The organism is Pseudomonas sp. SED1 (assembly GCF_034044025.1).
Classification (GTDB): domain Bacteria; phylum Pseudomonadota; class Gammaproteobacteria; order Pseudomonadales; family Pseudomonadaceae; genus Aquipseudomonas.
This window is the reverse complement of sequence record NZ_JAXCIS010000229.1, coordinates 20,324-45,675: the sequence shown is the minus strand read 5'-3', so window position 1 is coordinate 45,675 and position 25,352 is coordinate 20,324. Positions and strand designations below refer to the sequence as shown.

The following is a 25,352-nucleotide window of genomic DNA, read 5'->3' as shown; positions in this document are numbered from 1 at the left end:
CTTTACCGCCCACACCAGACAAGGAATCGTTATGCAGATCGGAACCGTACTGCTTCTTTTTGTAGGCTTGGCCGTCGCCATACTGTTCATGGGCTTCAAGGTCGTTCCGCAGGGTTACCAGTGGACGGTCGAGCGCTTCGGCCGCTACACCAACACCCTCAAGCCGGGCCTGAACATCATTATCCCGGTCATGGACCGTATCGGTCGCAAGATCAACGTGATGGAAAGCGTGCTGGATATTCCACCCCAGGAAGTCATCACCGCCGACAACGCCACGGTGCAGATCGACGCCGTGTGCTTCTTCCAGGTGGTCAATACCGCCCAGGCCGCCTACGAGGTGAACAACCTCGAACACGCCATCCGCAACCTGCTGCAAACCAACATCCGTACTGTGCTCGGCTCCATGGAGCTGGATGCAATGCTCAGCCAGCGTGACGGCATCAACGAAAAACTGCTGCGCACCGTCGACGAAGCCACCGCACCGTGGGGCATCAAGATCACCCGGATCGAGATCAAGGACATCAGCCCGCCTGCCGACCTGATGGCCGCCATGTCCGGCCAGATGAAGGCCGAGCGGATCAAGCGTGCACAGATCCTCGAAGCCGAAGGCCTGCGAGCCTCCGCGATCCTGACCGCCGAAGGCAAGAAGCAGGCGCAGATTCTTGAGGCCGAAGGTGGTCGTCAGGCGGCGTTCCTGGAATCCGAAGCCCGTGAGCGTCAGGCCGAAGCTGAAGCCCGCGCCACTCAAGTGGTATCGGAGGCGATCGCCACCGGTAACGTGCAGGCCATCAACTACTTTGTCGCCCAGAAATACATCGACGCACTGGGCAAGCTGGCCTCGGCCAACAACAGCAAGGTGATCCTGATGCCGCTGGAAGCCAGCCAGGTGATTGGCGCCGTCGGTGGTATCGGCGAGATCGTCAAGGCAACCTTCGACAACAAGAAAGCCTGAGGCACGCGCCATGTGGGAATTCCTGCAGCACCTGTCGTTTTGGGACTGGCTGGCACTGGGCACGGTGCTGTTGATCCTTGAAGTGTTCGGTGCCGGCGGTTATCTGCTGTGGATGGGCATCGCCGCGGCAGCCGTGGGCGTGATCAAATTCCTGATCCCGAGCCTGGGCCTCGAATGGCAACTGCTGCTGTTCGCGGTGTTATCGATCCTGACGGCGGTGTACTGGTGGCGACGCCAACGTAGCAGCGCCAAAGTCAGCGACCAGCCAGGGCTGAACATGCGCGGTTCGGAGCTGATCGGCCGCACCTTTGTGGTGCATCAGGCCATTATCGAGGGACGTGGCAAGATCAAGGTTGGGGACGGTGTCTGGATGGCATCCGGGCCTGACGCGCCGGTTGGGGCACACGTACGTGTCACTGGTCAGGAAGGCGTGATTTTGCAGGTTGAAACTGTTTAGTCATCCATGGAACTCGACTGGGCTATCTACAATCAAACTGTTCAGATAACCCAGTCGGAGTCACCCATCATGCGTCTAAAATATGCTGTCGCAACCCTCGCTGTGCTTTCCCTTCCTGTCGGTTCAGCCATGGCCGACAGCTTCTGGCGTAATGTCATCTCATCGGGTGCCACCACCGGCTCGACGTACCTGACCTTCAAGGACCACAAAATGGTGGTCGCCGCCCAGGACGACGCCGGTAGCTTCGTCGCCAGCGACGGCAGCATCCGTGGCCCGTACCTGGAAGCTGCGATGCAGAAGGTGCGCGCTGATAACCCTGGCCTCAAGGCCACGGATATGGACCTGGCCAACGCTATCCTGGCGAAAAACGCCATTGCTTCCGAGTAATACCGCCGCATAAAAAATGCCGCTCTTCGAGAGCGGCATTTTTTTGCCCCGCCTTCCTACACCCGACGCTGACGATTCAGGATTTGATCAGGAAAACTCCTGTCGAGCGGCCCGTCCCCCCAGCAACAAGCTATCGACTCCCTTTTTAGATCAAGTGAATCGATGACCATGCAAAAACTCTCCTGCGCCCTGCTGCTTGCCGCGATCGTCACCCCTTACGCCCAGGCAGAAGGTTGGTACGGGTCGGCAAAGCTCAACAGCGCCCGCCAGAATCTCTCAAGCTCCCTGTTGACCAGCCCACGGGTAACCCACCGGGTAGAAGCGCCAGACAACAGCAAGACATTCACCGGTTCATTTGCCGTGGGTTATGCCTTGGCTGATGGCTGGCGCGTTGAAGGTGAATACACCATGCCCAGCCAATCGAACTACAAATCCCGTTGGGCACCGTTCAATGCCAACGTCAACAGCCTGCAGACCGACAGCCAGCGCTTGATGCTCAACGGTTATAAAAATATCCCGATCAACGAGTGGCTGTCGTTCTACGGCATGGCAGGGGTGGGCCTGGCCCAAATTGACGCCAATGGCTATCAGGCCAACGAAACCCGTCGCTTCGCCAGCCATCGCCAACACAACTTCGCCTACAGCGTGGGCCTGGGGCTGGATGCCAAGGTCAGCAAAACCCTGACCCTGGGCACCGGCTGGCGTTACGTGGACATGGGCAGGATCGAAACCGGCTACAACACGTTCGCAAACCGGATAAATGCCCTGGACGAACAGCTCAAAGGCAAGCTCAAGGAACAGAATGTGTTTCTTGAGGCACGCGTCGCCTTCTGACACCGATGCTGAAAATGCCGCTCCCAAGGCGGCATTTTTGTTTAAGGGGGGACGATTCATTCACAGGCGACAGGCTATATTCAGTCGAGCCGTGCAACCATGCGCGGCATTGATATGCTTTTTTCTCAGCGCCTTTCTGAAACGGATGCCTTCAACGTCATGAGCCAACTGCCCTTTCTGCCGTTCTCCAAGCCCACCATTGATGAAGCCACTATCTCGGCGGTGGGCGACGTACTGCGCTCCGGCTGGATCACCAGCGGGCCGAAAGTGCAGGCGTTCGAAGCGCAGTTGTCGGAATACTTTGGCGGGCGCCCGGTGCGCACCTTCAACTCGGGCACCTGCACCATGGAGATCGCCTTGCGCATCGCCGGAATCGGCCCTGGAGATGAAGTCATCACCACCCCGATTTCGTGGGTCGCCACGGCCAACGTGATTCTGGAAGTCGGCGCCACGCCAGTGTTCGCTGATATCGACCCGGTTACCCGCAATATCGACCTGGCCCAGGTGGAAGCCGCGATCACGCCGCGCACCAAGGCGATCATCCCGGTGTACCTGGCCGGTCTGCCACTGGACATGCCATTGCTCTACGCGCTGGCCAACAAGTACAACCTGCGCATCGTCGAAGACGCCGCCCAGGCCTTGGGCTCCAGCTGGGATGGCCAGCGCATTGGCGCTACCGGCGATTTCGTGTCGTTCAGCTTCCAGGCGAACAAGAACATCACGTCATCCGAAGGCGGCTGCCTGGTGTTGAACAACGCTGAAGAAGCGCGCCTGGCAGAAAAATATCGCCTGCAAGGCGTGACCCGCACCGGCTTCGACGGCCTGGACGTGGATGTACTCGGCGGCAAGTTCAACATGACCGACATCGCAGCGGCCATCGGCTTGGGCCAATTCGCCCATATCGAGAAGATCACTGCCCATCGCCAGGAGCTGGCGCGGCACTATTTCGAATGCTTCGGCAGTGATTTTGAAGAAGAGTACGGCGCGCAATTGCCACCGGCAGACTTCGAAAACAGCAACTGGCACCTGTTCCAACTGGTACTGCCGGAGCGCCAGGACGGGTTGCCGGCACGCGCCACGTTCATGGAGCAGATGCAGGCCCACGGCGTCGGCATTGGCTATCACTACCCGCCGATCCACCTGCTGAGCTTGTACAAGGCGCAGGGGTTCAAGGAAGGCATGTTTCCGGTAGCGGAAAAAGTGGGGCGCTTGATTGTGTCGTTGCCGATGTTCACGGCGATGACGAAGGCGGATGTAGAGCGTTCGGTAGCGGCAGTCAAAGCGGTATTGAAGCGCTGATAAAACCTTAGCGGGAGCCGATTGCCGGCTCCCGCAGCAGGATCACTCGCCGATGGCAGCCTTGTAACCGGCAGCATCCAGCAGCTTGTCCAGCTCAGCCGGGTTGCTTGGCTTGAGCTTGAAGATCCAGGCGCCGTAAGGGTCGGAGTTCAACAGCTCTGGCTCGCCGCTCAAGGCGTCGTTCACCGCGATCACTTCGCCAGCAATTGGCGAGTAGATATCTGAAGCGGCCTTAACCGATTCAACTACACCCGCCTGCTGAGTCGCCTCAAATACGTTGCCGACTTCGGTCAACTCGACGAACACCACATCCCCCAATGCTTCCTGGGCATGGTCCGAGATCCCGACGGTCACGGTGCCGTCAGCTTCCAGACGGGCCCATTCGTGACTTTCGGCAAAACGCAGGTCGGCAGGGATATCGCTCATAGTCTGTGTCCTCAAGAAAAAATGTCAGCGGCCATTGGCCCGCCGGAAAAGTTAAATCAATGTTTTGCCATGACGCACGAAGGTCGGTTTGACCACCCGAACCGGGTACCACTTGCCGCGGATTTCCACCTCGGCCCGGTCAGCAGTCGCCGACGGCACACGCGCCAGGGCAATGGATTTGCTTAGCGTAGGAGAGAAACTACCACTGGTGATCTCTCCTTCGCCAACATTGGCGATACGAACCACCTGATGAGCGCGTAAAACCCCGCGCTCCTCCAGTACCAGGCCGACCAGCTTGGACTTCACGCCCGCAGCCTTTTCGGCTTCCAGGGCGGCGCGGCCGATGAAATCGCGCTCGGCCGGCTCCCAGGCGATGCTCCAGGCCATGTTGGCTGCCAGGGGCGAAACGTCCTGATGAATATCCTGACCGTAGAGGTTCATGCCGGCCTCAAGGCGCAGCGTGTCGCGGGCGCCGAGGCCGATGGGCGAAATACCTGCGCCCACCAGATCGTTGAAAAACGCCGGGGCCTGGTTGGCCGGAAGGACAATTTCCAGGCCGTCTTCACCGGTATAACCGGTGCGTGCAATAAACCAGTCGCCGTCGGCAAAACCTTCAAAGGGCTTGAGCTGGTGAATCAAGGTGGCGCGTGATTGGGTGACCAGTTCGGCGATCTTTTGCCGGGCATGGGGGCCCTGAATAGCGAGCATGGCCAATTCGGGCCGCTCGTGGATCTGGGCCTGAAAGCTGCCGAGCCGGGCCTGCATCCAGGCCATGTCCTGGTCGCGGGTGGCAGCGTTGACCACCAGCCGGTAACCGGTCTCGGTGCGGTACACGATCATGTCGTCCACCACGCCGCCCTGCTCGTTGAGCATGGCGCTGTACAACGCACGGCCGCAGCCGTGCAGTCGGTCAACATCATTGGCCAGCAGATGCTGAAGCCATTCCTTGGCCTGGGGGCCTTTGATATCGATCACGGTCATATGGGATACATCAAACACCCCGCAGTCGCGTCGCACCTGATGGTGTTCCTCAACCTGCGAGCCGTAGTGCAACGGCATATCCCAACCGCCAAAATCGACCATTTTCGCGCCAAGGGCGAGATGCAGGTCATACAGAGGCGTGCGCTGTCCCATGGGTTTCTCCTTCCGGGCGTGGCGAAGGTGCGGACGGTCGCCGTTCGGGCCGCACGCCTTGAAATACAAGGCCTGTAGCCGCGTTCAGCAACCCGATCTGAAAGATCGACCGCACCGAATGCCGCGCATTGTAGCCTCATGCCGTAGGACTGGCACCTAACCGATTCGTCTCGCCGAACGTCGGATCAACCCGATGACCGGTAACAGGCCCACCAACACCAGGGTCAAGGCCGGCAGCGAAGCCCGCGCCCACTCCCCTTCACTGGTCATCTCGAAAATCCGGACCGCCAGTGTGTCCCAGCCGAACGGGCGCATCAGCAGGGTGGCGGGCATTTCCTTGAGCACATCGACAAACACCAGCAACGCCGCGCTCAGGGTGCCCGGCAGCAAAAGCGGCAGATACACTTTGCAAAACAGTCGCGGCCCGCTGACGCCCAGGCTGCGGGCGGCTTCCGGCAAGGACGGGCGGATTCGCGCCAGGCTGTTTTCCAGCGGCCCGTAGGCCACCGCAATGAAGCGCACCAGATACGCCAGCAGCAAGGCCGACAAACTGCCCAGTAACAGCGGTTTGCCGGCGCCCCCCAGCCAGCCTGATACCGGGATCACCAACTCACGATCCAGGTAGCTGAACGCCAACATGATCGACACCGCCAGCACCGAGCCCGGCAGCGCGTAACCCACGTTGGCCAGGCTGATGCCGGAGCGGATGGCCCGAGTGGGCGCCAAACGATGGGCGAACGCCAGCACCAGGGCCACGCTGACGGTGATCAGGGCCGCCATACCACCGAGGTAGAGGGTATGGACGATCAAGCCGGCGTAGCGCTCGTCCAGATCGAAGCGACCCCGCTGCCAGAACCAAGCCACCAGTTGCAGCATCGGAATCACGAACGCGCAGGCGAATACCAAGCCGCACCAACCGCTGGCCAACGCCGCCTTGAACCCGCGCAGGTGGTACAGCGCCTTGCCGCGAGGTCGCTCGTTGCTGGGTCGGCTGGCACCCCGGGCACGGCGCTCGCCGTACAGCACCAGCATCACCACCAGCAGCAACAGGCTGGCCAGTTGCGCAGCACTGGAGAGGCTGAAAAAGCCGTACCAGGTCTTGTAGATGGCGGTGGTAAAGGTGTCGAAGTTGAACACCGAGACGGCGCCAAAATCTGCCAACGTCTCCATCAGCGCCAAGGCCACACCCGCACCGATGGCCGGGCGCGCCATGGGCAGGGCCACACGCCAGAACGCTTGCCACGGTGACTGCCCCAATACCCGCGCCGCTTCCATCAGGCCTTTGCCCTGGGCGAGAAACGCGGTGCGCGCCAACAGGTAGACGTAGGGATAGAACACCAGCATTAGCACGATGATCACGCCGCTGGTGGACCGTACGCGAGGCAGGCGCAACCCCGTGCCGAACCATTCGCGCAGCAGGGTTTGCACCGGACCGGAGAAGTCCAGCAAGCCAACGAAGACGAAGGCGAGCACATAGGCAGGAATCGCGAAAGGCAGCATCAACGCCCAGTCCAGCCAGCGCCGGCCGGGGAATTCGCAGAGGCTGGTCAGCCAGGCCAGGCTGACACCCAGCAGCGTAACGCCCACACCGACGCCCAGCACCAGGGTCAAGGTGTTGCCCAGCAGGCGTGGCATCTGGGTTTCCCACAGGTGGGACCAGATCTGGTGATCGATGCTCTGCCACGACAGCAACAGCACGCTCAGCGGCAGCAGCACCAGGGCGGCGACGGTGAAGACCGGCAGGTACCAGCGGCGTTGGGCGGGATGGGCCAAAGGTTAATTCTCAGAGAATGAATAGCTTGAAGCCACCGCTAACCAATGTGGGAGCGGCTTGTGTGGGAGCGGGCTTGCTCGCGAAAGCGGCGTGTCAGTCAACGCACAGGTGACTGATACACCGTCTTCGCGAGCAAGCCCGCTCCCACACAAGCCCGCTCCCACATTTAGATCGGCGGTGCCTTACAAATTGTATCTAGTTCCAGCCAGCCCGATCCATCAAGCGAATCGCCTCGGCCTGACGCTTGCCCGCCACTTCCACCGGCAACGTATCGGCCACAAACTTGCCCCAGGTCGCGACTTCAGCCGACGGCGGCACGGCCGGGTTGGCCGGGAATTCCTGGTTCACATCCGCAAAAATCTTCTGCGCTTCCGGTGTAGTCATCCATTCAACCAGCGCCTTGGCCGCTTCCGGGTGCGGTGCATGCTTGGTCAAGCCGATGCCCGACAGGTTGACGTGCACCCCACGGTCGCCCTGGTTGGGCCAGAACAGTTTCACCGCCAGGTCCGGCTTCTGCTTGTGCAGGCGGCCGTAGTAATAGGTGTTGACGATACCGACGTCGCACTGCCCGGCATTGATCGCCTCGAGCACGGCGATGTCATCGGAGAACACGTCGGTGGACAGGTTGTTGACCCAACCCTTGACGATTTCTTCGGTCTTGGCCGCGCCGTGGGTTTCGATCAGGGTGGCGGTCAGCGACTGGTTGTAGACCTTCTTCGCAGTGCGCAGGCACAGGCGGCCTTCCCATTGCTTGTCGGCCAGCGCCTCGTAGGTGGTCAGGTCGCCCGGCTTCACGCGATCCGTCGAGTAGGCGATGGTCCGCGCGCGCAGGCTCAAGCCGGTCCAGGCATGGGCCGAAGAGCGGTATTGAAGGGGGATATTCTTGTCGATCACCGCAGAGGTGAACGGTTGCAGGATGCCCATCTGCTCGGCCTGCCAGAGGTTGCCGGCATCGACGGTGAGCAGCAGGTCGGCGGCGGCGTTTTCACCTTCGGCCTTGATGCGCTGCATCAGCGGCGCTTCCTTGTCGGTGATGAACTTCACCTGCACGCCGGTCTTTTTGGTGTAGGCGTCGAACACCGGCTTGATCAATTCGTCGATGCGCGAGGAGTAGACCACGACCTCATCGGCCGCCTGCACGGTGGTGCTGCCGATCAGGGTGAGTGCCAGGGCAGTCAGGAGGCGCTTGGGTGCCAACATGGGTGCGGTCTCTCATTTGCGAAAAGAGGGCAAATGATAAGGACTCACATTTGGTAACGCTCGACGGAGCCGTTACCAAATGTTGCGCAGCCCCCTCAGGCCTTGGCCAGCTCCGGCAAATCGCCGGACAAGCCCAAGGCCTGACGCACAAACAACGCTTTGGCCTCCGGCATCTGCTCAACCACCTTCAGCCCGGCATTACGCAGCCAGCGCAGCGGCAGTTGATCAGCCTGGAACAACCGCTCGAAGCCTTCCATCGCCGCCATCAGTGCCAGGTTGTGCGGCATGCGCCGGCGCTCGTAACGGCTGAGCACCTTCGCATCCGCCAGGCGCTCACCGCGCTCGTTGGCGGCCAACAACACCTCGGCCAGCACCGCCGCATCGAGGAAGCCCAGGTTCACGCCCTGCCCCGCCAACGGATGAATGACGTGGGCCGCATCGCCAATCAATGCCAGGCCCTCGGCGACGTAACGCTTGGCATGGCGCTGGCGCAACGGCACGCACACCCGTGGATCGGCGCTTACCACGGTGCCCAGGCGTCCTTCGAAGGCGAGTTCCAGCTCACGGCAGAAGCTTTCATCGTCCAGCGCCATCAAGCGCTCGGACTCACTCGGGGTGGTCGACCAGACGATCGAACACCAGTCTTCCTGCCCATCGCGCACCAGCGGCAAAAACGCCAGCGGGCCGTTGTCGGTAAAACGTTGCCATGCCGTGCGCTGATGCGACTGACTGCTGCGCACACTGGTGACGATGGCGTTGTGCAAATAATCCCACTCACGGGTGGCGGTGCCGGTCAGACGGCGCACGGCCGAGTTGGCGCCGTCCGCCGCGACCACCAGCGGCGCGCGCAAGGTGCGGCCATCAGCCAGGGTCAGCAGCCAGTCATCGCCGGAGCGGCGCATCTGTTCCAGGCGCGCGTTGGCCAGCAACCCGAGGTCGCAGTCGTGCAGGCGATCGAGCAAGGCGTCCTGAACCACACGGTTTTCGACGATATGCCCAAGCACCTCGGCATGCACACTGGCTGCCGAGAAGTGAATCTGCCCGGTGCCGCTGCCGTCCCACACCTGCATCTCGCCATAAGGGCTGGCACGTCGCTCGACAATGCCGTCCCACACGCCGAGGCGTTCGAGGATGCGTTGGCTGGCGGCCGACAGGGCGCTCACCCGCGGCTCGAACGCGGCGTCCGGGTCGAACGGTTTGACGCTCAGCGGGCTGCCGTCCAGCAGCAGCACCTGCAGGCCACTGCCCTGCAACGCCAGCGCCAGGGCGCTTCCGACCATTCCGGCCCCGACAATCAGCACATCTGCGCGCATGTCCATGCTTTAAGCCTGTCTCGCTTGCGGCTTGCGCCGCACGTAAAGGGTTTTGTCGACCCGCGCCACCAGGGTGCCGGAGCCGTCATGAATCTGCACCTTGAGCTGCGGCAGGTACTTCTCGCCGCCGGCGGTGTGCTGGCGAATCTCGTCCAGCAACGCCTGGTCGATGGAAAATTCGGCAAACACAGGGCCTTTGCCCGGGGAGATGAAATCGATGGCCGCAGCCTTGTCCCAGACAATGTAGTCGCGCCCCAGGTTCTCCATCAGCATCAGCATGTAGAACGGGTCGACCATCGAATACAGGCTGCCGCCAAACTGCGTGCCAACGTAATTACGGTTGTACCAGCCCAGGCCCATGCGCACCTTGACCTCGCGAAAATCGCTGCCGATGTGCAACACCCGAACTCCGGCCCCGAGGTACGGCGGGTACAGGGTCATGATCCAGCGCAACAGCCGCGCCTTGCCCAGGCGTTGGGTCAGCCACTCACGCATCGGGACGGGTACCCAGGCCCATGGCCTGACGCGCAAACCAGCGCTTGGCCGGCGGCAGCAGGTCCAGACCCAGCAACCCCATGTTGCGGCCCAGCGCTACCAACGGTTGCGCACTGCCAAACAGGCGGGTGACTTGGTCGGAAAAACCGACAGTGAGTTTCTGGTCCATGCGCTGGCGCTCGCGATATGCCTGTAAGGTCGCCAGGTCGCCCGGGATCTCAGGCCCGGCCAGCAGCGCCTCGGCCAACGCGTAGGCATCCCGCAGGGACAGGTTGAAGCCTTGACCGGCAATCGGGTGCAGGCTGTGGGCGGCATTACCGAGCACCGCCAGATGGGAGCGCACTTGTTCTTCGGCTTCCACAAGGGTCAACGGGTACAAGTGACGCGCACCGACCTGCTTCAGAGTGCCCAAGCGGTAGCCGAACACACCCTGCAATTCACTGAGGAAGCTGCGATCGTCCAGCTCGGCCAGGCGCTGGGCGTCCATGCCGATGCGGGTCCAGACCAGCGCGCAACGGTTGTCCGGCAACGGCAGCAAGGCCATCGGCCCTTCGTCGGTGAACCGCTCGAACGCCTCGCCGTTGTGAGCTTCGCTTGGGGTGATGTTGGCGATCAGCGCACTCTGGTTGTACGGCCGCTTTTTGACGCCGATGCCCAGTTGCTCGCGCAAGCCGGAGCGGCCGCCATCGGCCAGCACCGCGAGGTCGCACTCCAGCACGGTTTCGTCATTGAGGGTCAGGCGGTAGCCATCGGCAAGCGGCTCCATGCGGGTGACTTCCGCCGGGCAACGCCAGCTGACGACTTCCTTGTCCAGGCCTTGCCACAGGCATTGGCCGAGCCAGACGTTTTCCACCACGTAGCCGAGGGCGGGCACGCCTTCTTCCATGGCCGACAGGCGCGCAGTGGAGAAACGGCCACGGTCCGACACATGAATCTGCTTGATCGGCTCGGCGCGACGGGAGATTTCCTGCCAGACACCCAACCGTTGATAAATCTGCCGAGCGCCAAAGGACAGCGCTGAAGAACGCGCGTCATAACTCGGCTGGTAACTGTCGCCAGGCGCAAACGACTCGATCAGCACGATCTTCCAGCCACGGGCCTTGGCCCCGGCCTGCAACGCCAACGCGAGGCTGGCGCCCACCAGGCCGCCGCCGATAATCGCTAGGTTGACCCGACTCATCGGGCACCCGCCATCAGCGCTTCGATCTCGCCGACGGACTTGGGCACGCCACCGGTCAGAATTTCACAGCCTTGCTTGGTCACCACCACGTCGTCCTCGATGCGTACGCCAATGCCACGCCATTTCTTCGCCACGTTCTGGTTGTCCGGGGAAATGTAGATCCCCGGCTCCACGGTCAGCGCCATGCCGACTTCCAGCACCCGCCACTCGCCGCCTACCTTGTACTCGCCCACATCGTGCACATCCATCCCCAGCCAGTGGCCAGCGCGGTGCATGTAGAAGGCTTTATAGGCTTCGCTGGCGATCAGCTCGTCGACGTCACCCTGCAACAATCCCAGCTTCACCAGCCCGGCGGTGATCACTTGCACCGTCGCCTCATGGGCCTGGTTCCAATGCTTGTTCGGGGCGATTTCGGCAAAGGCAGCTTCCTGGGAAGCCAGCACGATTTCGTAAATCGCCTTTTGCTCAGCCGAAAACTTGCCGCTCACCGGCCAGGTGCGGGTGATGTCGCTGGCGTAGCAGTCGATCTCGCAACCGGCGTCAATCAGCACCAGGTCGCCATCCTTGAGCACCGCGTCATTCTGCTGGTAATGCAGGATGCAGCTGTTGCGCCCCGAGGCGACGATGGAGCCATAGGCCGGCATCTTCGCCCCGCCCTTGCGAAACTCGTAGTCGAGCTCCGCCTCGAGGCTGAACTCATACAACCCGGCGCGGCTGGCCTGCATGGCCCGCACATGGGCCGCGCAGGAAATCCGCGCGGCCTCGCGCATCACCTTCACTTCTGCCGCCGATTTATACAGGCGCATGTCGTGAAGCAGATGATCCAGGGCAACAAATTCATTCGGCGGCTGGGCGCCGAGGTGCGCTTTAGAGCGGATCACGTTGATCCACTCCATCAGATGCCGGTCGAATTCGGCATTGCTGCCCATCGCCGAATACACCCGGTCACGGCCTTCGATCAGGCCGGGCAGGATGTCGTCGATATCGGTAATCGGGAAAGCGTCATCAGCACCGAATTCGCGGATCGCGCCTTCGGTGCCCGCTCGCAGGCCGTCCCACAATTCCCGCTCGGCATTGCGTTCACGGCAGAACAGCACGTACTCGCCGTGCTGGCGGCCGGGCATCAGCACGATCACCGCTTCCGGTTCGGGGAAGCCGCTCAGGTACTGGAAGTCGCTGTCCTGACGATAGACGTGCTCGACGTCACGGTTGCGGATGGCCACCGCAGCCGCCGGCAGAATGGCGATGCTGTTGGGTTCCATCTGCGCCATGAGCGCCTTGCGGCGCCGGGTGTATTCCGCTTTGGGGATATGGATCATGGGCAGATGGGCTTCCTTTCTTAGTGCAGCGACGGCTTGGGTGCAGCGGGCTCAGCCGATTTACGGGTCTCGGTGAACAGCAGCAGCGGCGCGACGCGCAGGTATTCCATGACTTCCATGTAGTCGCTTTCACCGTCTTCGGATTCTTCCAGGGCGTCTTGCACCTGGGAGATGGCGGCCAGGTCTTGCAGCACTTCCTGGGCATCGGTGCTCAGGTCCAGGCCGCCGGCGTTCACGCCAAAACCGTGGAGGAAGCCTTGGCACCATTGGCCCAGCGCGGCGGCGCGCTCGGTGAGCGGCGCGTCATCGGTCGGCAGCAGCAACACGACGGTGACGTCATCACCGGTCAGTTCGCCTTTGACCATCTCTTGCAAGCCGATGAGGGCATTGCGCACGTTTTCGGTGGGCTCGGTTTCCAGCAGCTCGGCGACGTCGGCCAGCCAGTTGTCGGCATCAAAGCCGACACCGGTGCAACTGCGGCCCAGCAGCACGCCGTGCAGCTCGGCAGGCGAGCAAGGATGACCGCTGGAGCTCAGCAGTTTGGAAAAAGCATCGTACGGGGAATTCTGAATGGGCATGGTGAGCTAGGCGCCAGGCGGCGCAATGTCTAGAATGAAGCGCTGTATCCTAGCATCGGCAGACGTACCAAGACTATCGAGGGCGTCAGATCGTTTATCCAGCAGTTGCCATTCATCAGACAAATCCAGTGGAACCCAATGGAAGACACCGACCTGCAAGCGCTGATGGCCAGACTCGAGCTGCTAATTAACCGGGTCGAGCAACTTAAGAGCCAAAACGGACTCCTATTAGCTCAGGAAAAGACCTGGCGCGAGGAACGCGCTCACCTCATTGAAAAAAACGAAATCGCCCGGCGTAAGGTCGAATCGATGATTTCGCGCCTGAAGGCCCTGGAGCAAGACTCATGAGTTCAAGCAATAGCGTCACCGTGCAGATTCTCGACAAAGAATATTCGATCATCTGCCCACAGGAAGAACGCAGCAACCTGGTGAGCGCTGCCCGCTACCTGGACGGCAAGATGCGTGAAATCCGCAGCAGCGGCAAAGTCATCGGCGCCGATCGCATCGCGGTGATGGCCGCACTGAACATTACCCACGATTTACTGCATAAGCAGGAACGGCCTGACGTGCAGGCCAGCGGCTCGACGCGCGAGCAAGTGCGCGACCTGCTGGAGCGGGTTGATCTGGTACTTTCTACCGATCCAGAGCCACCCAAGGGCTGATTGCGGCGTCGGTTTCGGGTATACTCGCCCCACTCCCTGGCGTGCTTGCCAGTCGGCGATGTCCCGGAGCCGATTCGCACTACCCTGGAAGTTGCACGTTGGGCTGGTGTGCATGTCCGCTAGACGGAAAGCCTTAAAGCCTACTGCTTCTTCCACCTTGAACTTTCGGGTTCAAGGGCTTAGTCGACAGCGGTTCTGTCGGGGAGCCTGATTCCCAAATCCAATGCCAGTCTTAGGACTGGCATTGTTTTATGAGCCGAAAACCATGACCGAACCTGCGCCGCTTTCCCGCCCGCAACTTCGACGCATGCTGCGCACAGCCCGCCGCGCCCTGACGCCCAGCGAGCAACGCCAGGCCGCCCTGGGCCTGTATCGGCAACTGGCACAGCACCCGCTGTTTCGCCGAGCCAAACACATCTCCTTGTATCTACCGACGGACGGTGAAATCGATCCGCGCCTGCTGCTGCGCGCCGCGCAACGCCGGGGCAAAGCGACTTACCTGCCGGTGCTCAGCGCATGGCCGCGAACCAAGATGGTGTTTCAGCGGGTACGGCCCGGCGAGAAGCTGAGCCCCAACCGTTTTCGCATCCTTGAGCCACAGGTGAATGTCAGCCGGCAACGCAAGGTCTGGGCGCTGGACCTGGTGCTGTTGCCACTGGTGGGATTCGATGATGTGGGCGGACGGCTGGGCATGGGCGGCGGTTTCTATGACCGCAGCCTGGCCTACATGGCCCGCCGGAAATCCTGGCGCAAGCCGACACTGTTGGGCCTGGCCCATGAATGCCAGAAGGTCGAACGATTGGCGCAGGCGAGCTGGGATGTACCGCTTGAGGGCACAGTCACCGATAAGGATTGGTATATAGCAGAGACGCTACTGGAACCAGCAGCGCCTTAAAGACAGGTCAGCGTTTGAACGGTTGCGGTTGTTGCTGTGCGAGTTCAATCGGTGCGTCAGTCTTGTTCGACCACAAGCTCTGCGCATAGCCGGTGGTCACGACGCCCAGACCGAACAAAATAACCAATATCCATAGTAAATCCGGTTTGCGTTTCATCGATTGCCCCCCTTCAGGCATCTTGCACATGATGACAGCAACGTTCCATTAGTAGTCCGTGCCAGCTGCGCCAAGCTCAAAACCCCGGCATTCTGCGTTAACGTGGACCAACACGCAAACCTTGACGCCAACCGACCGTCGGTTTGTCATAAAATTGCCGGACAACTTTCCCAATCGTCTTTTGAGGAGCGAAAACATGGCCTATTGGCTGATGAAATCCGAGCCCGATGAACTGTCCATCAAGGGCCTGGAAAAGCTCGGCGAAGCCCGTTGGGACGGGGTGCGCAACTATCAGGCGCGTAACTTCCTGCGGGCAATGGCGGTGGGTGACCAGTTCTTCTTTTATCACTCCAGCTGCCCGGAACCGGGGATTGCCGGCATCGGCAAAATCGTCGAGGCGGCCTACCCGGACCCGACCGCGCTGGAGCCTGACAGCCATTATTTCGACGCCAAAGCCAGCCCTGAGAAAAACCCGTGGAGCGCGATCAACGTCGCCCACGTCGAGACCTTCCCCAAGGTTCTGGGGCTGGGCTATCTGAAACAGCAAACCGCCCTCACCGAACTGCCCCTGGTGCAAAAAGGCAGCCGCCTTTCGGTGATGCCGGTCACCCCTGAGCAATGGGCCGCCGTACTCGGCCTGCTTTAACTGTAGGAGCGAGCTTGCTCGCGAAAAACTCCAAGGCACCGCGACTATCCAGACAGGTCGCGTTATCGTTGACGTTTTTCGCGAGCAAGGGCTAGGCGCCCCCCTCGTTCCTACAGTTCATTTGACCCGCATCAAGGGCCTTCGGGCAGGATCGGTCAAACTAGGACGCTAACGCCGCAGGATGCACCCATGTCGACGAACCACCGCACCTCCCATCTTTTCGCCAACCCATTGATTGTCTTGCTGCTGGCCGCCGGCGGCTTTGGCTATTGGCAATCCACCCAGGACCGCCTGCCCGAAGGCTTGAGCATGGGCAATGGCCGGCTGGAATCGACCGAAGTGCAGATCGCCGCCAAAATCCCCGGGCGCCTCGCCGAAGTGCGGGTGGACGAAGGCGACAAGGTGCTCAAGGGCCAACTGTTGGCGCGCATGGACACCCGCACTCTGGAAGCCCAGCGCGCCCAGGCTGAAGCCGAAGTGCTGCGCGCCAAAGAGAATTTCGCCGCCGCCCAAGCCAATGTGCAACTGCGCCAGAGCGAACAACTGCTGGCCAGCCAGGAACTCAAGCGCACCCAGGAGCTGTACAAACGGGGCTTCGCCAGCGGCCAGTTGATCGACCAGCAGCAGGCGCGGCAAAACACCGGCAACGCCGCCGTGGTCGCCGCGCAGGCCCAGGTCAATTCGGTGAAGGCCGCCATCGGCGCCGCCCAGGCCCAGGTCGCGCAGCTCACCAGCGAAATCGAAGACAGCAGCCTGCGGGCGCCCATCGACGGCATCATCCAGCTGCGCCTGGCCGAACCCGGCGAAGTGCTCGGTGCCGGTGGTCGCGTGTTGCTGCTAATCGACCCCAACGACCAATACATGAACCTGTATCTGCCCGCTTCAGTCACAGGCGCTTTGACCGTGGGCAGCGAGGCGCGGATCGTCCTCGACGCCCTGCCGAAGCAACCGCTGCCGGCGAAAATCAGTTTTGTCGCGGCCAAGTCGCAGTTCACGCCCAAGGAAGTGGAAACCCGCGACGAGCGCCAGAAGCTGGTGTTCCGGGTCAAACTGCGCCTGACCCAACCGAGCGCCGTGCCGCAAGCCAAACCGGGCATGCCCGGCGCCGGCTATGTGCGCACCGCTGAACTGGACTGGCCGGCCAACCTGCAATGAGCGGCCTGGCGCTGCACGCCACGGGCATCAACCATCGCTACGGCAAGCAACAGGCGCTGATCGACATCGCCTTCAGCTTGCCCGCCGGCACACGCTGCGGGCTGATCGGCCCGGACGGCGCCGGCAAGTCGAGCCTGCTGGGCCTGATTGCCGGGGTCAAAAAGCTTCAACAAGGCGAACTGCAAGTACTCGGCGGCTCCATCGAAGACCGCCGCCATCGCAACAGCCTGTACCCGCGCATCGCCTTCATGCCCCAGGGCCTGGGCGGCAACCTGTACCCCGAGCTGTCTATCAGCGAGAACATCCGGTTCTTCGCCACGCTGTTCGGCCTGACGAAAGCCGACTGCGAACAGCGCATGCATAACCTGCTGCTGGCCACCGACCTTGCGCGCTTCGCCGAGCGCCCCGCCGGCAAACTCTCCGGCGGCATGAAACAGAAACTCGCCCTGTGCTGCGCGCTGATCCACGACCCGGACCTGCTGATCCTCGACGAGCCCACCACCGGCGTCGACCCGCTGTCCCGTCGGCGCTTCTGGGAGCTGGTGGAAACCGTACGCAGCGAACGCCCGCAGCTGACATTGCTGGTAGCCACTGCCTACATGGAAGAAGCCGAGCAGTTCGAACACTGCCTGATGCTCGACCGCGGCAAGCTGATCGCCGACGGCTTGAGCAGCGAACTCGCCGCCGCGACACCCAGCGGCAAACTGGACGAAGCCTTCACCCATTTCCAGGGTGACAGCGCCCACAACAACCGGCCGCTGGTGATTCCGCCACGGCAAAGCGACAACACCGACATCGCCATCGAAGCCCACGACCTGACCCTGCGCTTCGGCGACTTCACGGCGGTCGACAAGGTCAGCTTCGGCATTGGCCGAGGCGAGATCTTCGGTTTCCTCGGTTCCAACGGCTGCGGCAAAACCACCACCATGAAAGTCCTCACCGGGCTGATGCCCGCCACCGAGGGCACCGCGACCCTGCTGGGCAACCCGGTAAACGCCAAGGACCTGGCGACCCGCAAGCGCGTGGGTTTCATGTCGCAAAGCTTCTCGCTGTACGGCGAACTCAGCGTGCGCCAGAACCTGGTGCTGCATGCGCAGTTGTTCGACCTGCCGAAGGCTGAAAGCGGCCAGCGCATTGATGAGTTGATCGAGCGTTTTGACCTGGGCGACGTTGCCGAGCAGCCTTCCGGCGAGCTGCCATTGGGTTTGCGTCAGCGTTTGTCCCTGGCGGTGGCGGTGCTGCACCGCCCGGAAGTGCTGATCCTCGATGAGCCGACCTCGGGCGTCGACCCAGCCGCGCGGGATGATTTCTGGCGGTTGTTGATTGAGCTGTCCCGGGAGCAGGGCGTGACGATCTTCCTGTCCACGCACTTCATGAACGAGGCCCAGCGCTGCGATCGGATCTCGCTGATGCACGCGGGTAAGGTACTGGCCTGCGACACACCAGATGCGCTGCAACAGCAATTCCACGGCGAGACCCTGGAAGCAGCGTTCGTCACCTGCCTGGAACAGGCCCAAGGTGCGCCCGAAGCAACTACCGCACCCACCGAAACCGTCAGCGAACCCATGGCGCCGCCCGTCAGCAAACGCGGGTTCAGCATCGCCCGCCTATTGGCCGTCGCCAGCCGCGAAGGCAAGGAACTGCTGCGGGACAAAGTGCGCATGGCCTTCGCCCTGCTGGGTGCGATTTTCATGATGGTGATCTTCGGCTACGGCATTTCCCTGGACGTGGAAAAGCTCGCCTTCGCTGTCTACGACCAGGATCAAACGCCGCAAAGCCGTGCTTACTTGGAAGCATTCCGCAGTTCGCGCTATTTCGCCGAGCAACCGCCGATCACTGACTCCAACGAACTGCACAAACGCCTGCAACGCTCGGAAATCAAACTCGCTCTGGAGATCCCGCCGGGTTTCGGCCGTGACCTCTACGCCGGCCGCCAACCCGCCGTGGCCGCCTGGCTCGATGGCGGCATGCCATTCCGTGCGGAAACCAGCCGCAATTATGTAGAAGCGGTGCATCAGGCCAATCTCCAGCAACTGGCCGAACTAAACAGCACGCCACTGAATCAGCAAGCCGCCGCCAAACTGGAAACCCGCTTTCGGTACAACCAGGACGTGGTCAGCGTGAACGCCATCGGCCCGGGCGTGATGGCGCTGATCCTCGCCTTCATCCCGGCGATGCTCACGGCCCTGGGGATCGTGCGCGAAAAGGAACTGGGCTCGATCACCAACTTCTACGCCACACCGCTGACTCGCTTGGAGTTCCTGCTGGGCAAACAGGCACCGTACCTGGCGGTGAGCCTGATCAACCTCGGGCTGCTGGTAGCAATGAACCGCTGGCTATTCGGCGTGCCCTTCAAAGGCAGCGGCGTGACCCTGGCCTTCGGCGGCCTGCTGTATGTGCTGGCCACCACCAGCATGGGCCTGCTGATTTCCGCGTTCACCCGCACCCAGATCGCGGCGATTCTCGGCACCATGATCATCACCAGCCTGCCGACCATTCAGTTCTCCGGGCTGATCGTGCCGCGCTCGTCCCTGGAAGGTGCCGCCGCGTTGATGGGCATGCTGTTCCCGGCGGGCTACTTCCTCGACATTGCGGTGGGCACTTTTACCAAAGCCCTCGACCTGCGCCAGTTGTGGCCGCAGTGCCTGGCGCTGTTCGGGTTCTTCCTGGGGTTCACCGGGCTTAGCCTGATCATGCTCAAGAAGCAGGAGGCCTGAGATGCACAAGTTCGCCCATATCCTGCGCCTCGGCATCAAGGAACTGACCAGCCTGCGCCACGACAGCGTGTTGCTGCTGTTCCTGTTCTACGCCTTCACCGTCGCCATCTACATGCCCGCCGCCGGTTCGGTGATCGGCGTGCACAACGCCAGCGTGGCCTTTGTGGATGAAGACCACAGCGCGCTGTCCCGACAACTGGCCGAAGCACTGCAACCACCGGAATTCCAGGCGGCGGTGCCTTTGCCGTATGACCAACTGGACAAGGTGATGGACAGCGGCCAGTACACCTTCGTGATCAACGTGCCGGCGAATTTCCAGGCCGACCTGTTGGCCGGGCGCCAGCCGGGCGTGCAGGTCAACGTCGATGCCACGGCCATGAGCCAGGCGTTCATGGGCGCCGGGTATATCGGGCGGATTTTCCAGCGGGAATTGCTGACCTATGGCGGCCAGGCCGATGCGGCCCAAAAAGCGCCGGCGCTGCTGACCGCCCGGGCGTTGTTCAACACCAACCTGGAAGGCGGCTGGTTTCTGGCGGTGATTCAGATCGTCAACAACATCACCATTCTCGCCATCGTGCTGACCGGCACCGCGCTGCTGCGTGAACGTGAACACGGCACCCTCGACCATCTGCTGGTGCTGCCGCTGACGGCACTGGAAATCATGCTGGCGAAAATCTGGAGCAACATGCTGGTGGTAGTGCTGTGCACCTGGCTGTCGCTGGAAGTGGTGGTGAAAGGCTTGCTCGGCGTGCCGCTGGCCGGGTCGCTGACGTTGTTTTTGCTGGTGACGGCGCTGTACCTGTTTGCCAGTACGGCCTTGGGCATCTTCCTCGCCACCCTCGCCCGCTCGACGCCGCAGTTCGGCCTGCTGGCGATCCCAGTGATTATTCCGATGCTGCTGTTGTCCGGCGGCAGCACGCCACTGGACAGCATGCCGCAGTGGTTGCAATGGGTAATGCAGGGCTCGCCGTCGACGCATTTTGTGAGCCTGAGTGCGGCGATATTGTTCAGGGATGCAGGCGTGACTGTGGTGTGGCCGGACTTGCTGGCACTGGCGGGGATTGGGTTGTTGTTCTTTGCGGTGGCGTTGGCGCGGTTCAGGAAGAGCCTGGCTTCCTGAGGTGTCTGTCAGGGCCTCTTCGCGAGCAAGCCCGCTCCCACATTCAACCGCGTTCTCATGCTGGAACTCGGTCAAGTGTGGGAGCGGGCTTGCTCGCGAAGGGCGCGAAGCGACCGGCTTACTGGATGATCAGGTTGTTGAACAACAAATCCTCAACCTGCGGCTTGCCGGTCTCGTCGTTCATTACTTGCTGAGTCTGCTTCAGGGCTTCCTGGCGCAGCTTTTCCTTGCCGTCGACGCTGCTCATGGCGTCGTTGGTTTGCTGGGTAAACAGCGCCACCAACTGGTTGCGAATCAACGCATCGTTGGCTTTGACGGCGGCCGCCGCCTCGGGGCCGGTCACCCGCAGGGCGATGTCCGCCTTGAACACCCGCAGCTTCGCAGTGCCGTCCAGGCCGTAGTTACCGACGAACGGCGGGCTCAGGCTGATATAGCTGACCTTCGGCGCGTCGCCTTCTTTGGCTTCTTCGGCCTGGGCGGCCATCGGCAGTGTCAGGGCCAGCATCAACAGGATCCACGCTTTCACAATTCATTCCTCAATTCGGTTGCCCAGTAGCATAACGCTAGCAGCCCTGAGCACAAGCTTATGGCGACTTATCAGGCCGGGGCATGCTCGTTGACCCGTCGCCCTGCCCACCTACACTTATCGGCCAACACGCCAAAAGGAATAGTCCGATGAAAGCTGTGCTGTGCAAAGCCTTCGGCCCCGCCGAAACCCTGGTGCTGGAAGACGTCGAAAGCCCGGCGATCAAGAAGAACGAAATCCTGTTGGACGTGCATGCCGCCGGGGTCAATTTCCCGGACACCCTGATCATCGAGGGTAAATACCAGTTCAAGCCGCCCTTCCCGTTTTCGCCAGGCGGTGAAGCGGCGGGCGTGGTCAGCCAAGTCGGGGAAAACGTCAGCCACCTGAAGGTCGGTGACCGGGTGATGGCGTTGACCGGCTGGGGCAGCTTCGCCGAGCAGGTCGCGGTACCAGGCTATAACGTGCTGCCAATCCCGCCGAGCATGGACTTCAACACCGCCGCCGCGTTCAGCATGACCTACGGCACGTCGATGCACGCACTGAAGCAGCGGGCCAACCTGCAGCCTGGGGAAACCCTGCTGGTGCTCGGTGCTTCCGGCGGTGTCGGCCTGGCTGCGGTGGAAATCGGCAAGGCCATGGGCGCCCGGGTGATCGCCGCGGCCAGCAGTGCCGACAAGCTGGCGGTGGCCAAGGCGGCCGGTGCCGATGAGCTGATCAATTACAGCGAAGCCAGCCTCAAGGACGAAATCAAACGCCTTACCGGCGGCAACGGTGTGGATGTGATCTACGACCCGGTGGGCGGCGACTTGTTTGACCAAGCCATTCGCGGCATCGCCTGGAATGGCCGGCTGCTGGTGGTGGGCTTTGCCAGCGGGCGCATTCCTGAGTTGCCGGTAAACCTGGCGCTGCTCAAGGGCGCGTCGGTGGTCGGGGTGTTCTGGGGGTCGTTTGCCCAGCGCCAGCCTCAGGACAATGCCGCCAACTTCCAGCAACTGTTCAACTGGTTTGCCGAAGGCAAGCTGAAGCCGCTGGTGTCCCAGGTGTACCCGCTGGAGCAAGCGGCGCAGGCAATCAATGACCTCGGCCAGCGCAAGGCCGTCGGCAAGGTCGTGGTGCAGCTACGCTGACGATTGTTTCATTTTGTCGGCGAGGTGCCTGGGCCCATGATCGGCCGAGGCACTCATTCATTGGCAGGAAAAATAATGGTCACACGGTTGCGCGCGCTGCTGCTGGGGTTGTTGATGGTGATCTCGGCTCAAGCCTTTGCCCATAAAGAGGACAAGGATGTGCGTGGGCTAAACAACGTGACCGTGCTGATCGTGCGTCATGCAGAAAAACCCGATGAAGGCCCGTTGCTAAGCCCCAAGGGCGAACAAAGGGCGGTAGCCTATGCCAGTTATTTCGACCCACTGTTGTTGAATGGAGTCTCTGTGGTGCCCCAGCGGCTGATCGCTACCAGCGACAGCAAGGAAAGCTCCCGCCCTCGCCTGACCCTGACGCCGCTGGCCCAGCGCCTGCAACTCCCACTTGAAACACCCTACTCAGACGATCAAGTCGGCAAGCTGGTGAAGTCGCTGCGCAAGTCCAACCAGGCCCAAACCGTGCTGATCGCGTGGCACCACGGGCATATCGACAAGTTGATCGAAGCCTTTGGCGGCGACGGCCCGGCACTCACCGGCATGAAGAAATGGCCGGAAAATGTGTATGACTGGCTGATCGTGTTGCGCTTCGACGAGCAAGGCCAACTGGTGGAGTCACGCAGCCAGAAAGTCCAGGAACACCTGCTTCCAGGTGATATCGCAGCCGCCAACGGCATCTGAACCGAATCACTGTCTGTGGCGAGGGAGCTTGCTCCCGCTGGGTCGCGAAGCGGCCCCCAAAGATGGGCCTGCTGCGCAGTCCAGCGGGAGCAAGCTCCCTCGCCACAGGTTCTTGGCATTCCCTCCTGAAAACGTCCTTCACTTGCCTCTAAGCGACATGTTCGTAAAAGAACATGCAATTGCACTCTATTCCTATGCCCGCAGATAAGAGGCGGTGCTATTTTCGGTAACGAAACTGTAACATTCGCATCCGCAGTCAAAACAAGAAATCTGGAGCTCTTGAATGTTTGCTTTCTTCCGTCCTGCCGCACATCAGGCGCCCCTGCCTGAAGAAAAAATAGACAGCACGTATCGACGCCTGCGCTGGCAGATCTTCGCCGGTATTTTCTTCGGCTACGCCGGGTACTACTTGCTGCGCAAGAACTTCTCTCTCGCCATGCCGTACCTGATCGACGAGGGTTACACCCGTGGCCAGTTGGGCCTGGCGATGTCGGCGATTGCGATTGCCTACGGCCTGTCCAAGTTCCTCATGGGCCTGGTGTCCGACCGCTCCAACCCGCGCTACTTCCTGCCTTTCGGCCTGCTGGTGTCCGCCGGGGTGATGTTCATTTTCGGTTTCGCGCCTTGGGCAACGTCCAGCGTGACCATGATGTTCATTTTGCTGTTCATCAACGGCTGGGCCCAAGGCATGGGCTGGCCGCCAAGTGGGCGGACCATGGTGCACTGGTGGTCGCAGAAGGAACGCGGCGGCGTGGTTTCCGTATGGAACGTGGCGCATAACGTCGGCGGTGGCTTGATCGGCCCGCTGTTCCTGCTGGGCATGGCGTGGTTCAACGACTGGCACGCGGCGTTCTACGTCCCGGCCACCGTGGCCCTGCTGGTGGCGGCATTTGCCTTCATTACCATGCGCGACACTCCGCAATCGGTGGGCCTGCCGCCTATCGAGGAGTACAAGAATGACTACCCGGAAGGCTACGACGCCAGCCACGAAGACGAATTCAGCGCCAAGGAAATCTTCGTCAAGTATGTGCTGCGCAACAAAATGCTCTGGTACATCGCCTTCGCCAACGTCTTCGTCTACCTGCTGCGCTACGGCGTACTGGACTGGGCACCGACGTACCTCAAGGAAGCCAAGCACTTCGACGTGGATAAAACCTCGTGGGCGTACTTCTTCTACGAGTGGGCGGGCATTCCGGGCACGCTGCTGTGCGGCTGGATGTCGGACAAGATCTTCCGTGGCAACCGAGGCCTGACGGGCATTGTGTTCATGGCCTTGGTGACCGTCGCGACCCTGGTCTACTGGCTCAACCCGCCGGGCAACCCGATGGTCGACATGATCGCGCTGTTCTCCATCGGCTTCCTGATCTACGGCCCGGTGATGCTGATCGGCCTGCAGGCGCTGGAGCTGGCACCGAAGAAAGCCGCCGGTACTGCGGCGGGCTTTACGGGCCTGTTCGGTTACCTGGGTGGTTCGGTGGCAGCGAGTGCGGCCATGGGCTACACCGTTGACCATTTCGGTTGGGACGGCGGTTTTGTGCTGCTGATCGGCGCGTGCCTGCTGGCGATTGCATTCCTGATCCCCACCTTGTGGCACACCAATAGCGTCAGTACCGCACGTTAATCGTCGGAACAGCCTTTGGAACACCGCTTGAGCCGCGCCTCCAGATTCTTGTCTGGCATGGCGTGGCTACGCAGGGCGTTGACGGTCTGCTCGACATAATCGCGAGTGGTCCCGTAACGCCCGCAAGCGCTTTGCAACACGTGATTCAGCACGATATCGGGCAAGTTCCCGGCATAGCTGGGCAGGTGCCGTTCCAAAACAAATCCCAATGCCTGCACCTGGCTGCCATCTTCAAGACGGCAGGTGAGCCAGTGTGGCCGGTAGGACGGGTAAGGCATCTCGCGCTGCCACAAGGCATAAAGCGAAGCCTCCAGCTGATCTTCCGGCAAGCGGTAGGCAAACCCACTGCACGAGCCACCACGATCCAGGCCAAACACCAACCCCGGTGTTTCCGGCGTGCCCCGGTGCTCATGGGACCACAGGTACAAACCCCGGTGATAACCGTGGACCCGCGCCCGCATGCGTTGTGTGGACGAACATTCAGGCCGCCAGATCAGCGAACCATAAGCGAATAGCCAGACCGGCCCACCCTTATGCAAAGCCATGGTGGCTTGCATCGAGCTCATCAACTGTTCGTGAGTGAGTTGCGGCCCCAGATCGAGCCGCGGAGGGTAAGCCAATTGCAAAAGATCAGATTCAATGGCGGTCATGGCAAATCGCTTAGGTCTCCTTTGTTGTTACGAGA

Annotated in this window: 27 protein-coding genes and 1 other RNA gene; 16 read left to right on the top strand and 12 right to left on the bottom strand. The window is 61.5% G+C overall.

What is annotated here, in order from left to right:
• The first annotated feature begins 31 nt into the window (after positions 1-31).
• The 5 genes from SNL23_RS29015 (at position 32) to SNL23_RS28995 (ending at position 3,929) form a co-directional block, all read left to right on the top strand.
• Positions 32-952: an SPFH domain-containing protein gene (locus SNL23_RS29015; protein ID WP_003213925.1), complete on the top strand. Its 921-nt coding sequence runs from the start codon at positions 32-34 to the stop codon at positions 950-952.
• Between the two features lie 10 nt (positions 953-962).
• Positions 963-1,409, top strand: a complete 447-nt coding sequence (locus SNL23_RS29010; protein ID WP_167664049.1) for an NfeD family protein — start codon at positions 963-965, stop codon at positions 1,407-1,409.
• A 69-nt stretch (positions 1,410-1,478) separates the two neighbouring features.
• Entirely contained in the window at positions 1,479-1,796 is a 318-nt protein-coding gene (locus tag SNL23_RS29005) for a DUF2388 domain-containing protein (protein WP_010167882.1), read from the top strand.
• Between the two features lie 162 nt (positions 1,797-1,958).
• The gene (locus tag SNL23_RS29000; protein ID WP_076013070.1) at positions 1,959-2,630 is read left to right on the top strand and encodes an outer membrane protein; all 672 of its coding nucleotides are present in this window, start codon (positions 1,959-1,961) and stop codon (positions 2,628-2,630) included.
• Positions 2,631-2,789: 159 nt separating this feature from the next.
• A complete protein-coding gene (locus SNL23_RS28995) occupies positions 2,790-3,929 on the top strand; it encodes a DegT/DnrJ/EryC1/StrS family aminotransferase (protein WP_167664048.1) in 1,140 nt (379 codons plus the stop codon).
• Between the two features lie 42 nt (positions 3,930-3,971).
• Here SNL23_RS28995 and gcvH read toward each other — a convergent pair whose 3' ends face one another.
• The 9 genes from gcvH to SNL23_RS28950 all read right to left on the bottom strand — a co-directional run bounded on the left by gcvH (position 3,972) and on the right by SNL23_RS28950 (position 13,348).
• Positions 3,972-4,355, bottom strand: coding sequence for a glycine cleavage system protein GcvH (gene gcvH / locus SNL23_RS28990; RefSeq protein ID WP_017476603.1), 384 nt, complete (start codon positions 4,353-4,355; stop codon positions 3,972-3,974).
• Between the two features lie 51 nt (positions 4,356-4,406).
• Positions 4,407-5,489 (bottom strand): glycine cleavage system aminomethyltransferase GcvT, encoded by a 1,083-nt coding sequence (gcvT, locus tag SNL23_RS28985; protein ID WP_076013071.1) that lies wholly within the window; start codon positions 5,487-5,489, stop codon positions 4,407-4,409.
• Between the two features lie 156 nt (positions 5,490-5,645).
• Positions 5,646-7,262 (bottom strand): ABC transporter permease, encoded by a 1,617-nt coding sequence (locus tag SNL23_RS28980; RefSeq protein WP_167664047.1) that lies wholly within the window; start codon positions 7,260-7,262, stop codon positions 5,646-5,648.
• A 196-nt stretch (positions 7,263-7,458) separates the two neighbouring features.
• The gene (locus SNL23_RS28975; protein WP_318304441.1) at positions 7,459-8,463 is read right to left on the bottom strand and encodes an extracellular solute-binding protein; all 1,005 of its coding nucleotides are present in this window, start codon (positions 8,461-8,463) and stop codon (positions 7,459-7,461) included.
• 95 nt (positions 8,464-8,558) lie between these two features.
• Positions 8,559-9,776, bottom strand: coding sequence for a 2-octaprenyl-3-methyl-6-methoxy-1,4-benzoquinol hydroxylase (locus SNL23_RS28970; RefSeq protein ID WP_167664199.1), 1,218 nt, complete (start codon positions 9,774-9,776; stop codon positions 8,559-8,561).
• A 9-nt stretch (positions 9,777-9,785) separates the two neighbouring features.
• Positions 9,786-10,271: a DUF4442 domain-containing protein gene (locus tag SNL23_RS28965; RefSeq protein ID WP_167664046.1), complete on the bottom strand. Its 486-nt coding sequence runs from the start codon at positions 10,269-10,271 to the stop codon at positions 9,786-9,788.
• Positions 10,264-11,451, bottom strand: a complete 1,188-nt coding sequence (gene ubiH / locus SNL23_RS28960; RefSeq protein ID WP_318304440.1) for a 2-octaprenyl-6-methoxyphenyl hydroxylase — start codon at positions 11,449-11,451, stop codon at positions 10,264-10,266. Before ubiH ends, SNL23_RS28965 begins: the two co-directional genes overlap by 8 nt.
• Positions 11,448-12,770, bottom strand: coding sequence for a Xaa-Pro aminopeptidase (gene pepP / locus SNL23_RS28955; protein ID WP_167664044.1), 1,323 nt, complete (start codon positions 12,768-12,770; stop codon positions 11,448-11,450). Before pepP ends, ubiH begins: the two co-directional genes overlap by 4 nt.
• A 20-nt stretch (positions 12,771-12,790) precedes the next feature.
• Positions 12,791-13,348 carry a YecA/YgfB family protein gene (locus SNL23_RS28950; protein ID WP_003213952.1) on the bottom strand — a complete coding sequence of 186 codons (558 nt, stop codon included), beginning with the start codon at positions 13,346-13,348 and terminating at the stop codon, positions 12,791-12,793.
• A 138-nt stretch (positions 13,349-13,486) separates the two neighbouring features.
• On the opposite strand from SNL23_RS28950, the gene SNL23_RS28945 reads away from it, so the two are divergent.
• The 4 genes from SNL23_RS28945 (at position 13,487) to SNL23_RS28930 (ending at position 14,905) form a co-directional block, all read left to right on the top strand.
• Positions 13,487-13,696: a TIGR02449 family protein gene (locus SNL23_RS28945; protein WP_003213954.1), complete on the top strand. Its 210-nt coding sequence runs from the start codon at positions 13,487-13,489 to the stop codon at positions 13,694-13,696.
• Entirely contained in the window at positions 13,693-14,010 is a 318-nt protein-coding gene (locus SNL23_RS28940; protein WP_003213956.1) for a cell division protein ZapA, read from the top strand. The genes SNL23_RS28945 and SNL23_RS28940 overlap by 4 nt, the downstream gene beginning before the upstream one ends.
• A 30-nt stretch (positions 14,011-14,040) precedes the next feature.
• Positions 14,041-14,219, top strand: a non-coding RNA gene (ssrS, locus tag SNL23_RS28935) — 6S RNA.
• A gap of 56 nt (positions 14,220-14,275) precedes the next feature.
• A complete protein-coding gene (locus SNL23_RS28930; RefSeq protein ID WP_076013078.1) occupies positions 14,276-14,905 on the top strand; it encodes a 5-formyltetrahydrofolate cyclo-ligase in 630 nt (209 codons plus the stop codon).
• A 7-nt stretch (positions 14,906-14,912) separates the two neighbouring features.
• Here SNL23_RS28930 and SNL23_RS28925 read toward each other — a convergent pair whose 3' ends face one another.
• Complete coding sequence (locus SNL23_RS28925; RefSeq protein WP_003213959.1) at positions 14,913-15,062, bottom strand: hypothetical protein; 150 nt, start codon at positions 15,060-15,062, stop codon at positions 14,913-14,915.
• Between the two features lie 196 nt (positions 15,063-15,258).
• Between SNL23_RS28925 and SNL23_RS28920 the strand changes: the two genes are divergently transcribed.
• The 4 genes from SNL23_RS28920 to SNL23_RS28905 all read left to right on the top strand — a co-directional run bounded on the left by SNL23_RS28920 (position 15,259) and on the right by SNL23_RS28905 (position 20,700).
• Positions 15,259-15,708, top strand: coding sequence for an EVE domain-containing protein (locus SNL23_RS28920; RefSeq protein ID WP_167664043.1), 450 nt, complete (start codon positions 15,259-15,261; stop codon positions 15,706-15,708).
• Positions 15,709-15,897: 189 nt separating this feature from the next.
• A complete protein-coding gene (locus SNL23_RS28915; protein ID WP_318304436.1) occupies positions 15,898-16,863 on the top strand; it encodes an HlyD family secretion protein in 966 nt (321 codons plus the stop codon).
• Positions 16,860-19,580 carry a ribosome-associated ATPase/putative transporter RbbA gene (gene rbbA / locus SNL23_RS28910; RefSeq protein WP_318304435.1) on the top strand — a complete coding sequence of 907 codons (2,721 nt, stop codon included), beginning with the start codon at positions 16,860-16,862 and terminating at the stop codon, positions 19,578-19,580. The genes SNL23_RS28915 and rbbA overlap by 4 nt, the downstream gene beginning before the upstream one ends.
• A gap of 1 nt (position 19,581) precedes the next feature.
• Positions 19,582-20,700 (top strand): ABC transporter permease, encoded by a 1,119-nt coding sequence (locus SNL23_RS28905; protein WP_318304434.1) that lies wholly within the window; start codon positions 19,582-19,584, stop codon positions 20,698-20,700.
• 118 nt (positions 20,701-20,818) lie between these two features.
• Here the strand turns inward: SNL23_RS28905 and SNL23_RS28900 are convergent, their stop codons facing one another.
• Positions 20,819-21,226, bottom strand: a complete 408-nt coding sequence (locus tag SNL23_RS28900; protein WP_167664041.1) for a flagellar basal body-associated protein FliL — start codon at positions 21,224-21,226, stop codon at positions 20,819-20,821.
• A 149-nt stretch (positions 21,227-21,375) separates the two neighbouring features.
• Here SNL23_RS28900 and SNL23_RS28895 point away from each other — a divergent pair, with 149 nt between their 5' ends.
• The 3 genes from SNL23_RS28895 to glpT all read left to right on the top strand — a co-directional run bounded on the left by SNL23_RS28895 (position 21,376) and on the right by glpT (position 24,667).
• Positions 21,376-22,353, top strand: a complete 978-nt coding sequence (locus SNL23_RS28895; RefSeq protein ID WP_076013084.1) for an NADPH:quinone oxidoreductase family protein — start codon at positions 21,376-21,378, stop codon at positions 22,351-22,353.
• Between the two features lie 75 nt (positions 22,354-22,428).
• Complete coding sequence (locus SNL23_RS28890) at positions 22,429-23,046, top strand: flagellar basal body-associated protein FliL (protein ID WP_318304433.1); 618 nt, start codon at positions 22,429-22,431, stop codon at positions 23,044-23,046.
• 283 nt (positions 23,047-23,329) lie between these two features.
• Positions 23,330-24,667, top strand: a complete 1,338-nt coding sequence (gene glpT, locus SNL23_RS28885) for a glycerol-3-phosphate transporter (RefSeq protein ID WP_048729316.1) — start codon at positions 23,330-23,332, stop codon at positions 24,665-24,667.
• Here glpT and SNL23_RS28880 read toward each other — a convergent pair.
• The gene (locus SNL23_RS28880) at positions 24,664-25,317 is read right to left on the bottom strand and encodes a gamma-glutamylcyclotransferase (protein WP_076013086.1); all 654 of its coding nucleotides are present in this window, start codon (positions 25,315-25,317) and stop codon (positions 24,664-24,666) included. The two genes, glpT and SNL23_RS28880, sit on opposite strands and share 4 nt — an antisense overlap.
• Positions 25,318-25,352 lie beyond the last annotated feature (35 nt).